At 34.3% G+C, this 12048-nt stretch carries 9 protein-coding genes and 2 pseudogenes; 3 read left to right on the plus strand and 8 right to left on the minus strand.

Annotated elements, in window-relative coordinates; all coding sequences use genetic code 11:
* Positions 1-195 precede the first annotated feature (195 nt).
* Positions 196-1140 (minus strand): 2-dehydropantoate 2-reductase, encoded by a 945-nt coding sequence (panE, locus tag AC1DJR_RS08920; RefSeq protein WP_477002421.1) that lies wholly within the window; start codon positions 1138-1140, stop codon positions 196-198.
* A gap of 175 nt (positions 1141-1315) precedes the next feature.
* Here panE and AC1DJR_RS08925 point away from each other — a divergent pair.
* Positions 1316-2492, plus strand: a pseudogene (locus AC1DJR_RS08925) (hypothetical protein).
* Between the two features lie 58 nt (positions 2493-2550).
* Here the strand turns inward: AC1DJR_RS08925 and trhO are convergent.
* A complete protein-coding gene (trhO, locus tag AC1DJR_RS08930) occupies positions 2551-3510 on the minus strand; it encodes an oxygen-dependent tRNA uridine(34) hydroxylase TrhO (protein WP_002086277.1) in 960 nt (319 codons plus the stop codon).
* 493 nt (positions 3511-4003) lie between these two features.
* Between trhO and AC1DJR_RS08935 the strand changes: the two genes are divergently transcribed.
* Complete coding sequence (locus AC1DJR_RS08935; protein ID WP_289403683.1) at positions 4004-5299, plus strand: Nramp family divalent metal transporter; 1296 nt, start codon at positions 4004-4006, stop codon at positions 5297-5299.
* Positions 5300-5358: 59 nt separating this feature from the next.
* On the opposite strand, the gene AC1DJR_RS08940 is transcribed toward AC1DJR_RS08935, so the two are convergent.
* The 3 genes from AC1DJR_RS08940 to AC1DJR_RS08950 form a co-directional block, all read right to left on the minus strand.
* Positions 5359-6219 (minus strand): M23 family metallopeptidase, encoded by an 861-nt coding sequence (locus AC1DJR_RS08940; RefSeq protein ID WP_477002422.1) that lies wholly within the window; start codon positions 6217-6219, stop codon positions 5359-5361.
* 82 nt (positions 6220-6301) lie between these two features.
* Positions 6302-7369 (minus strand): sensor histidine kinase, encoded by a 1068-nt coding sequence (locus AC1DJR_RS08945; RefSeq protein ID WP_016103140.1) that lies wholly within the window; start codon positions 7367-7369, stop codon positions 6302-6304.
* The gene (locus AC1DJR_RS08950; protein ID WP_429686774.1) at positions 7359-8057 is read right to left on the minus strand and encodes a response regulator transcription factor; all 699 of its coding nucleotides are present in this window, start codon (positions 8055-8057) and stop codon (positions 7359-7361) included. The genes AC1DJR_RS08945 and AC1DJR_RS08950 overlap by 11 nt, the downstream gene beginning before the upstream one ends.
* 142 nt (positions 8058-8199) lie before the next feature.
* Between AC1DJR_RS08950 and AC1DJR_RS08955 the strand changes: the two genes are divergently transcribed.
* Positions 8200-8724, plus strand: a complete 525-nt coding sequence (locus AC1DJR_RS08955) for a GNAT family N-acetyltransferase (RefSeq protein WP_477002423.1) — start codon at positions 8200-8202, stop codon at positions 8722-8724.
* A gap of 166 nt (positions 8725-8890) precedes the next feature.
* Here the strand turns inward: AC1DJR_RS08955 and AC1DJR_RS08960 are convergent.
* The 3 genes and pseudogenes from AC1DJR_RS08960 to AC1DJR_RS08970 all read right to left on the minus strand — a co-directional run.
* A pseudogene (locus tag AC1DJR_RS08960) lies at positions 8891-9037 on the minus strand (radical SAM/SPASM domain-containing protein); the annotation flags it as partial.
* Between the two features lie 27 nt (positions 9038-9064).
* Complete coding sequence (locus AC1DJR_RS08965; protein ID WP_477002424.1) at positions 9065-11110, minus strand: class I SAM-dependent methyltransferase; 2046 nt, start codon at positions 11108-11110, stop codon at positions 9065-9067.
* Between the two features lie 327 nt (positions 11111-11437).
* Positions 11438-11818 (minus strand): BA_1872 family lipoprotein, encoded by a 381-nt coding sequence (locus tag AC1DJR_RS08970; RefSeq protein WP_002189199.1) that lies wholly within the window; start codon positions 11816-11818, stop codon positions 11438-11440.
* Positions 11819-12048: the final 230 nt, after the last annotated feature.

Genomic DNA, 12048 nt, shown 5'->3' on the forward strand with positions numbered 1-12048 from the left:
CCCGTATGTCTAAAGAAAAGAAGCCACTTTTTTCCGATTCATATTTAGATGCAGTAGCAAATGAAATTAATCAGTTGTATGGGAAACGCGAACAAGAAATAAACTTGACAGAAAGAGTTAAAAGAAATAAATAATTTGTCATAAAAAATAAAAAAGAAAGCAATATATTTATATATTGCTTTCTTTTTTATTTTTTCATACATCCAATTCTATTGCCGATTTGTTAAAGACCATTTCTTCATACACTTTTAAATTTTGATATACTGCTCCTAATAATGGTGCTTCTTTAGAAAATTGCTCTGCTAAATCCAGTAAATATCCTTGTAAGTGCTTCGCTTCAATGGACGAACCTTTTTCCATATCACGCTGCATCGATGACTTCATATCATACGAAATTTTATCAATTGTTTTCATATGTTCCTCAACAATGTTTTCCTTTACCGGAGCTCCTAATGCCCTCATGATTTGCACAGATTCTTCAAATAAGTTTTGGATAAAATCGCGTCCACCTTCGCTTTCGCGAATCGGTCCTATTGGTGCACGCATTAATGTTGTCACACCTGACATTACAGTAATAAATAAATATTTATGCCACATATCTTGCGTAATATTTTCACTTAAAACAAAACTAGATTTCGTACCTGCAAATGCTTTGGAAATATGATTGATTCTCTCTGAATCTTGAGACTTAATTTCTCCAAATACAAGTCTGTTGGYAGCACTCGTTTGTACAATTTCTCCCTGATCGTTTAATGTCGTCTCGATAAAGCATAGACCGCCAATTACTTTCTCTTCACCGAATTCCTTTTGTAATAGTGATAAATGAGCGATACCATTTAACAATGGGATTATTACAGTATTTTTACCTACAAACGGCTTTAAATCTCTGGTCGCCTCGTGTAAATGATACGCTTTTGTTGAAAATAAAATCACATCAAATGGAGTCGTTCTATCTTCTTTCGTTACCAATTTCGGTTGAAATGAAAAATCTCCATTAACACTACGAATAACGAGGCCTTTTTCTTCTAATTGCTGTTTTCTTTTGCTGCGAACGAGAAATGTAACATCTTCTCCCTTTTCTACTAATCGGCCACCGAAAAATCCGYCAACGCCCCCAGCTCCTAATACTAAAATACGCATACAACATCCCCCTTTTTCTAACACAATTATACTAATTTTAGTATACATAACATTATACATGTCCCTTGTTAAATAAGCTGAATTTTCATTCTYAATCTAATGAACAAGAGAGGTTATTTTCAAGAAAAATTGGGCATGTTGTTTCTATAGCTTATACGGAAAGGAAACAATGTAAATGGAGGCAATACAAACAATCGARGAAAAAKATGTAWCAACAGCTATWTTTCAATTTATWTTCCCRTTTTCGTTYAAAASTGGATATGAACAAAATATGTTCCCTTTCTTACAAAAAAATGATTTTCGACCTTTTCGACTCGATCATCTTGAAGATGAAAATACATATTACGGGAAATTTCAAGTTTCACATCAAAATATGGAAGCATACTATCTTTCCTTTACAAATAAAATTCTCTTTCCTCATTCAGAACATCAAAAAGGATTACAGCGCTATTCTAAAGACCTTAATTTAAATGGACATTTAACAACTAACCTTATTTCCGTTCCATTCAAGATACATTCTATTGATGTAACACTTTGTCYTTATGARCTTGGGTTCTTAACAATTCGGACAGAAATAAAAACCGCTCCTAACATGACATTATCAGAAGCGATTGAATTCGCGGCTCGCTTCCGTGTACTTGAAACTAAAAGTGATACGACTGAGACTATTTGTATTGAATGTGATGGAAAAAAATATTCACAAGTAGAAAAACTTATATTCGGTGATTTATTTCATGGTTTAACAGACTTCTTTGAGAACAAGAGATTGCGGAGTTCTTACTTTCAAACATTCCCTTTCTTTGAAGACCAGCGAATGTATGTACAAACTCTATTATCCATAAACAAAGAGTCAGACCTTCATATAATCGATGTATATCGAGCTTCCAGTCTTTCCGGATTATCAGATGATGGTAAGCCATATATTAGTGCAAATAATGTTCCTTATATTCACGATTATTTAACAAAACATTCTTATCAAAGATGGGCTCCTAACCGTTACTTTATTATGGAAGAACATATTTTCACATGTATTACGAACGAAGATGATAATAAAATAGCTAAACTTGCTAGCCAAATGTACGGGGAGTTTTATTACGCTTTATTATTAAATTTATTTCATAAAGTTGTTTTATTAAAGATGGCAAACGCCTATGCTGAATTAAATATTGAACAAGATAATATCATCGCCTTTTGAATTTTTCGCTCTATTAATAGCGATTAGCGGTATAGTCATTTCCCTCATTTTAGGTGCACAAGGTTTATACCAATGGGCTATACAGCATAAAAGAAGAAAAGCATGGGTAAAACAAACTGTATTATCTGCTGTTAAAGAGAAAAAAGATAAGAAGTAAATAAAAAACAGATGGCAGCACGATGCTACCATCTGTTTTTTTATTAAGCTAATTTTGCTTACTTACCTGCTTCGATTTTTTCTAATGTAGCAGCTACTTGCTCTTCTGTTAATTCGTGTTGCACGATGTAACGGTTACGTGGGTGTACACGACATTCATGAGAACATGCACGTAAATGTTTTGCTTCACTTTCTTCAGAACATAAAATTTTCTTGTTACATTCAGGGTTTGCACAGTTTACATAGCGCTCACAAGGTTCACCTGTAAAATGATCTTTACCAACGATAACGTGCTCTTTTTGGTTTACTGGTACAGCGATACGCTCATCAAATACGTAACATTGACCATCCCAAAGTTCACCTTGTACTTCTGGATCTTTTCCGTACGTTACAATTCCGCCATGAAGCTGGCTTACATCTTCATAACCTTCACGAACTAACCAACCTGAGAATTTCTCACAACGAATTCCACCTGTACAGTACGTTAAAATCTTTTTACCCTCAAGTGTTTCTTTATTTTCTCTAATCCAATCTGGTAATTCACGGAATGATTCAATATCTGGTTTAATCGCACCTTTGAAGTGTCCTAAATCAAATTCATAATCATTTCGTGCATCAATGATAACTGTATCTTCTTGTTTCATTGCCTCATAAAAATCTTTTGGTTCTAAATACTTCCCAGTAATTTCTTTCGGGTTAATGTCGTCTTCTAGACGAAGTGTAACTAACTCTGAACGAGGACGTACGTGCATTTTCTTGAATGCATGTTCATCTGCCTCATCAATTTTAAATACGATTCCAGCAAAACGTGGATCATTATTCATCGCTTCCACGTATTTTTCTGTTTGTTCAACAGTTCCAGAACAAGTTCCGTTAATTCCTTCTGTCGCTACAAGAATTCTTCCTTTTAACTCAAGTGATTTACAAAATTCTAAATGCTGTTCAGCAAATTCTTCTGGATTTTCAATTGTTGTGTACATGTAATACAGTAATACTCTATATGGTTTTGTAGTTGCCAATGTATTTCTACCACCTATCTAAATTTTAAAATCATGTATAAGTTAACGTTCATATCAAAACATATATAATAAGAAAATATATACAAAATTATACGTAGCCTATTTTCTTCTATTTACAATTTTTTCTATAAGTTAACAGAAATAAAAACAAGATTACAGAACAAAACACTACGGTTAGGTTGTAATCCCAATATATTATATATCATACAATTTCATTTCCATCAATTAATATGCTGTAATATAGGCTGTATGTTCACATAAAWTTCAAAAACARCCCTATAATTTATTATCTTCTCCCTTATTCAKCAACCATAAACTCCCAAAATATTTTTGCATCGTCACACCATTCATTGCACACAGTCATATAATTTGCATTAAGGAAACTTTTATGTTCAAATGAAATTGCCACATCATATATCTAAACGTATTGAAATAACGAGTAAGAATAAAGTGAAACTTTAATCAAGTTAAGATTTCAAAGGGGAATACTACTATGAATAAAGATATAACAAAAGATGAACAAGTCCCTTCTCAAAGTACAACAGTTCAATCAGCCCATTTAGCGTTAAGTGGACAAACAAAAGGCTTTAAAAGACTGTTACCATTCTTAGGACCTGCTTTTATCGCATCAGTTGCTTATATTGATCCTGGGAACTTCGCTACAAATATCGCAGCTGGATCACAATATGGGTATTTATTGCTTTGGGTAATACTCGCTTCTAATTTAATGGCTGTATTAATTCAGACTTTATCAGCTAAATTAGGAATCGCTACTGGGAGAAATCTTCCTGAAGTAGCTCGCGAAAACTTCCCCAAACCAGTTTCCATCGGTTTATGGATACAAGGGGAACTCGTTATTATGGCTACAGATTTAGCTGAATTTATCGGGGCAGCACTTGGCTTATACTTACTATTTGGAATTCCGATGTTACCAGCTGCTTTAATTACAGCAGTTGGATCATTTATTATTCTTGAATTTCAACGCAGAGGCTTTCGTCCATTAGAAGCTATCATAACAGGTATGATTTTTATCGTTGTTATCGCTTTTGGTATCCAAGTCTTTTACGCAAAACCGGAATTAAGCCCTCTACTCTCAGGACTTTTCACTCCAAAATTCCAAGGTGTAGATAGCATCCTTTTAGCAGCTGGAATTTTAGGTGCGACAGTAATGCCGCACGCGATATATTTACATTCGGCCTTAACGCAGCGCCGTGTAGTCGGAACAAATGATGAACAAAAGAAAAAGATTTTCCGCTTCGAATTCATCGATATTATTATTGCAATGGTTATCGCTGGAGCAATTAATGCAAGTATGTTAATTGTAGCAGCTGCACTATTCTTTAAAAACGGCTTGCACGTTGAAGACCTTGATGTTGCTTTTAACCAGTTCAGTAATTTAGTCGGTCCTGTATCKGCTGCATTATTTGGRATTGGACTTTTATCAGCAGGTTTATCTAGTTCTTCTGTTGGTACGATGTCTGGTGATATTATTATGCAAGGATTCATTCGAATGCATATTCCGTTATACTTACGCCGATTTATAACAATGATTCCGCCTCTCGTTATTATCGCTTTAGGTGTAAATCCAACTTACGCTCTCGTTATGAGTCAAGTTGTCTTATCTTTCGGTATTGCCTTTGCATTAGTACCACTTATTATGTTTACAAGTAATAAGAAGATTATGGGCGCACTCGTCAACCATCGCATTACAACATTTATCGCGTGGTTAATCGCTGCACTTATTATCGTTTTAAATATTTTCTTACTGTATCAAACATTTATAGGTTAATAAAAAAGGGTATTCCAAATTTGATTTGGAATACCCTTTTTGTATGAAATGATTTCCTTCTACTTACCACTTATGTATGTCCCTCTTTCCGGCATTATCGCACCTTTTTCAGTTCGAAAATAAAGTGGCAAGCCTTCCGTGAAAAACATACTCACCTTGGATGGATCCTGCCTTTGATGATGGATATGTAAATGTGGTTCACTTGAACTTCCTGAGTTACCGACTTGGGCAAGAAATTCTCCTTCATTTACATGTTCGCCTTCCCTCACTTTAATTGATCCTTTCTTTAAATGGGCAAGAAACAAAAATGTACCTGTTTCATCAAGTCGTAAATAAATATGATTTCCCGCCATCGATTGAAAATCATCCGATCCCGGAACTAAATCTATTTCATCATTTTTAATTGATACAACTGTCCCAGAAGCTGGTGCCATTACTTTCGCTCCATATATTCCATAATCCTCTAACTTACTACTTTTCACTTCAGCAGGTGGAATGAGAATATCGTATGCCCATCGTTCATTTGGTTTTATAACGTGATAGTTCGTTTCTAATTTATCGCCGCCCCAACCTATCAATGCTCGTTCATTCAAAGGAAAACGAACGACTACTTTAGGACTCATAGACTGTACATCTACTGGGTATGCAATTCTCCCAATGTTAGCGAACCATCCCACGGGCCAAGCTCCAATGGTAGAAAACAGAACTATTAATAGTAGCATTCCATCTATCCGCTTTCTAAAAATGCCTTCCCAAACAAACATTACTGCTGAGCCTATTAAGAGAAAAACTGAAATTACACTAAAAGCCTGTATAATCCACCACACAAAGACTGATGTAACGCCATTACCTAAATAAACTAAACTCCAACTTATAATTAAAAAAGCAACTATAATCGCTAATAAAARTCTCTTCCACATGTTGTATCCCTACTCTCCTATCTTTGTTCCCCATGATACGAAGTAAAAATTACGACATATGAAAGAAATACTTACGACTTTCTTACATTTCTTTATACTGCGGTAAAACGATAGTGAAAACCGTTTCTTTATCGTTACTACGTACAGTGATATCTCCTTTATGAAGTTCCGCTATACTTCTCGCAATTGCAAGCCCCATTCCTTTTCCACCCGTATGAGAGCTACGTGATTTTTCACCACGATAAAACTTTTCAAAAACGTAAGGAAGGTTCTCATTCGGAATGCATTGTCCAAAATTTTTAATTTCTATTTCAACATTCATATCTCTTTTAGAAACTTGAATTAAAAGCTCCTTTCCGTCTTTCCCGTACATAATACTATTACTAATTACATTTTCGAATAGCCTCACCATAACCGCTACATCCATTTCCACATGTAACACCTTATCACCTTTAATACAAAAGCTCATATCAGCATCATCTAGTTGTGGTACAAAATCAATCATGATTTGTTCAATGAACGCTTTCATATTTATTACACTTTTATGTAATTCGATCTCTCTATAATTTATTTGACAATATTCTAATAAACCATCTACTTGATTTTTCAATTCATAACTTTTTCGCTTTAATATACTTACATACTGTTCACATTCTTCTCTATTTGAATGAAGCTGATTTCCTAACAGGTCCGCGTAACCTATTAGGGATGTTACAGGTGTTCGTAAGTCATGAGAAATATTACTAATCATTTCATTTTTCATTTCTTGCGATTTTTTTTCATTCTCTATAGACTCTTTTAAACTTTTGGCCATTCTATTAACATTCGCTGCTAATTCACCAATCTCGTCATTTTTTGAAATAAGTATATGTATTTCAAAATTACCATTACTTATTTCCTTCAGACTCTTGTTAATTTCAGATAATCTTTTCATCATTGTTTTTGTCATGAATGCAAAGTATATTGTAGTAAAAATTAAAAAAACTATTAAATATAAAAATGAATATTTTTCCTCTAACGCAGTAACATGACTATATATATTTCCAATTACAATTTGAAACGCTATTATACTTACAGTTGCTAACAAAATGCTACATATGAATGCGATAAAAAACTTAGCTCTCATGCCTTGTAATGATTTAATCTTCAATTTTATATCCGACTCCCCAAACATTTTGAATAAACTTCGGCTCTTTTGGATTCTCTTCAATTTTATTTCTTAATCTTGCAATATGAACCATTACTGTATTATTACTTTCATAGGCTCTTTCTTTCCAAACGCTTTCATATATTTCTTCAATAGTAAACACACGATTCATTGCAGCGGCCATTAAGTACAAAATATCATATTCAGTTTTCGTAAGATTGATTGTTTCTCCATATAACATCACTGTTCTCGACACTTCATCTATTTCTAAACCTCTAATGTTTATTTTCTTTTCTATTACTTGAACAGCATTTTGATTGAAGTATGTATACCTTCTTAATTGAGCTTTCACTCTTGCTATAAATTCAATTGTACTGAACGGTTTCACAATATAATCATCTGCCCCAGTACTAAATCCAATTACTTTATCTACGTCCGATGATTTCGCGCTTAAAAACATAATTGGTAAACTATGTTTCTCTCTAATCCTTCTACACAATTCTATCCCATCCATTTGCGGCATCATAATATCCAGAATAGCAAGTTGAATACTGTTATTATTTATTATTTCTAAAGCCTTTTCTCCGTTATGAGCACTAAAAACTTTAAAACCTTCTTGCATTAAATTTGCGTTCACAAATCGAACAATATCTCGATCATCATCTACAATTAAAATTGAGTTTTTCTCCATATCTAAACCTCTTTTTGAAATATATTCCACAATCAATTTTATCACAAATCAAAACCATACTTCCCTCTTGAATAATCTTTATTTTCAGATTAGATTATATAATAACAACACATTCTAGTTTCAGAAGAAATGGAGTGAAAGCATGTTTCCTATATTAAAAACCAACCGACTCATTTTACGAGAACTTACCGACGAAGATGCACCGAGTATACTACAATGCTTTTCTAATACTGATGTCCTGCGCCATTATGGCCAAAAACCATTGCAAAATTTGGATCAAGTAAAACAAATCCTTACTAATTTTAAATTGGGGTACAACGCAAGAARCGGCATTAAATGGGGAATCGAATTAAAAGACAAGAAAGGKCTCATTGGAACAATTGGTTTTCATGATTGGTCTTCCGAACATAAACGAGCAAATATAAGTTATGCCTTTTTSCCTGAACACTGGGGAAATGGATATGCGACTGAAGCGGTTTCTGAAGTTATATCATACGGTTTCCACACACTTCATTTAAAACGTATCGGAGCAATTGTCTTTCTTGAAAATGAGGCTTCAAATAAAGTGCTATTAAAATTAGGGTTTGAAAAAGAAGGTGTTCTAAAAAATTATATGTATCAAGATGATATTCCATATGATACGAATTATTATTCTTTATTAAAATGAGTTTAATAGAAATTATACGTAAAAACTCGTTTCAGCATAATGAATCAAGATAGTGGATTTTTAACGAAAGATGGGAAACCGAGCGTTTTTCATTTCTTAGATCATCATACGACTGATGCGAAGTACAATAAATTATATAATCTAAACAAAGGGCATGAGCATATTCTTACTCATGTCCCTTTTTTACGTTCTTTTTCTGTTTTCGCAATGCTTTTGGAATGTATACACAGAAAGGTTCGCTTTCCATGTAATCTCCCGTCATTRCATATGCTTTAGAACGAGATCCTCCACAAACATATCGAAACCCACAAACTAAACTTTTTATAAGTTTTCAATATCATTACCTCTTTTCTAAAACCATAAAGAACGTACTATCCGGTAGCACAACCGCATTCCCAGACTCATCTTTAAAATCGATTTTCTCGCTAAGATGTTGTGTATATCCATCCTGTAAATAGTTCATAGCTTGAACGATGTTTACTTTATCTCCAAAGATACCCTTTACGAAATCCTTATAGTCGTTTGGCGTAAAGATTCCAAACTGCTCTTGCACCTCGTGAACGAAGGAATCCTCACCCCATGTATACGTATATAAGAACTCCATCGCATCGTTAACAGGCATTTTGACTGTATTGTCTGCAAGTATTTCATACTGGATTATACGCCCCTTAAATTCACGGACATACTGCTCTAAGAACTTCATTCCACCTGCATCTTTAAAATGAATCACACGCATTAACATTTTATCTTCAGTCATGATGCCATCACGAATGATAATACGACCTCCTGGCTTTATCACCTCGTAAGCACTCTGTAACCCCTTTTTAATTACTTCATGATTGAATTTCTTACCTTCATACTCAATATAAGAGAACAGCTCATGAAGGATAGAAGAATACACAATCGTATCAACCGATTCTTTATCAAACGAGCTACCTAAGTTGATWGCATCCCCTTTAATGACGTCCCAAGAACGACYYTCGKCCTGYTTCTTCTTTTTCAACGTWTCAATCACRTTTTCSGAAATATCGATACCGTAGATTCGTTTATCCTCGGTCTCTTCTTCAATCATGTCTAGCATAACACCACCACCGGATCCGACATCTACAATCGTATCTCCCTTTATATAATCAAGAATAATTCGTTTATCATCAGCCGAACTATTCATATGCTCCAAATACACTTCTTCGTTATGGAATCTATCATATGCATCCTTTCGTAACCCGAAGAAATCAAAGAGCAGTACATTTGCCCGAGCATGCATCATATCTATCTTTTCTGCCTCTACACAGAAGATGATTAACGCTTCACCTACAGCAGAAAACTGAAACGACACATACGCAGTCTTCATATCTTCATCGACTTTAACCTCAAAAGAAACATGTGTTGTATTCGGCTTCTCGTTCTCACGGTACTCCCGTAGATACTTCTCAATAACCCGCTTACGATACACGTTGTCCTTCTTCTCGCCTTTGAAATCATAGTGCAACTGCTGCATCAATTTCTCGAAATGGATATGCTGAACCTTTCTAGTGCCTATCTCGTTCTTTAACATAACAAAAACTGTCCAAATATCCTCGAAGCTAAGGGCATGCATAGACGGTTCTACATACCACAAATCCTTATCAGATAAAAATGTTTGAACGTCTCTCTTCTCGCTCCCCATAATTATATCTTTTTCAAATACTGACTCCTTATGTTTTGGCGTGAGTCTATGTACACGAGAAGTAAATGGCTCCACATAACCATCAAATAGCCCATCAATTGTAATCTTCACATCGTTCTTTACTTCGCTCCACAAAGATTTTGATACACCTTCAATAATACATTGATTAAGATAGTATAGAATCTCCTTTAACCTAACGTCTCCGTATTCTTCTTTATATGTGTCAATTAAATCAATATGAGAGTTCAAACGAGCCTCTCCGCGGATATACTGCCCGATTAATCCATGTGTTCTAATTAAATCTCGAACAAACAAATACTCAGTAGAGTTTAAGTTTGTCTCTATATGTTCGATAAACTTAATATCACTAAAGATATCAGCAGAACCCTCGTTATGTACCAATAGATTGATTCCGTTCTTCTTCCATTTCTCTCGCTGTTTTAAAGAGCCTACCTTTGCAAGCTCACTATACGTTAGTACTTTTTCAATAATGCGATACGCTTCTTCATCTAAAGACAATCCATCTAACACTTGCAGCGTACGGTGTACATAGTACAACACCGCATCTGTTTTTAATTCACCAAGTACTTGTACATTCTCATAGTTTTGATGTATCTCCTCTGCCTCGATTAGATACTTTAACCACGTAGGGAGAGTATTAGAAAACCCTTCAATGTATTTATTTAGAACCTCAATATTTTTCAACTTATTTACCCCCATATATAATCAATATCAGTAGTATGGTCTGGGACATCTTCTCTAAAAAGATTATCACCTTATGCCCCCTTTACCATCTATATCTCTTTCAAATACAAATGCATCAAACCCAGTCTTTTTATCATGTCAAAGAGAGTTATCAATTTCGTTTCTAACATGCCAAGTTTGTAACACATTCTTTTGTTCATCTCTTATTTTAACTTCATCAGGAATTTCGGCGGAATAAACAGCAGGACTCAGCGAAGCATTTCTTAAATTGATAAACATATGTTGTGATAGAATCAACCGAAAATAGAAACGGCAAGCGGGTGCACTCCACTTGCCATTTTTTCATAGATTAGTATGTATTTGAATTTCTTTTGCTTTCTCTTTTTCACCCTTCACTCGTACAATTAAATCATATGACCCGGATTTTGGCGCTTCAAAAGAAAGCAGACCTTCTTGTTGAGAAGTGACTTCTTCTTCATAAATAACCTTATCACCTTTTGTAACTTGCAATAAAATCGTACCTTCTTCAACGGCTGCTTCATAAGGAATTTCCACATTTCCTTTTTCAGCTTTAATCGTTTGCACATCGTAATACCCTTGCAACGAACCAATTTTCAAAGTCGTTTCGCCATTTTTTTGAACCTTTGTGACTTGTGTTGCTGTATTGCATGCGCTTAACAATACAACAAGAGTGAAAATCATAAATAAACGTAGTAATTTCATAGAAATTCTCCTTTTTTATGTATATGAATTAAAATTCTAACTCTAAATTTTGTACCATCTTATTTCCCACCTCTTAAAATAGCTGTTTTTATAATAAAATAAGTAATAGAAAATAATAAACAAGTACCAACTATGCCAAAAACTGCAATTGAAATTTTACCTGCTAATGTTTCATTTGGATCTAATGCATTAGGTAAAATTGTACCAAAAATTGCAATGCAGGCTAATAC

It is taken from the genome of Bacillus sp. 05T31, assembly GCF_056396725.1.

Excerpts from the sequence above, each read along its gene's own strand:
- AC1DJR_RS08950 (WP_429686774.1), bottom strand. The coding sequence starts at position 8,057 with ATGGAGAAAAACTCAATTTTAATTGTAGATGATGATCGAGATATTGTT.
- AC1DJR_RS08970 (WP_002189199.1), bottom strand. The coding sequence starts at position 11,818 with ATGAAATTACTACGTTTATTTATGATTTTCACTCTTGTTGTATTGTTA.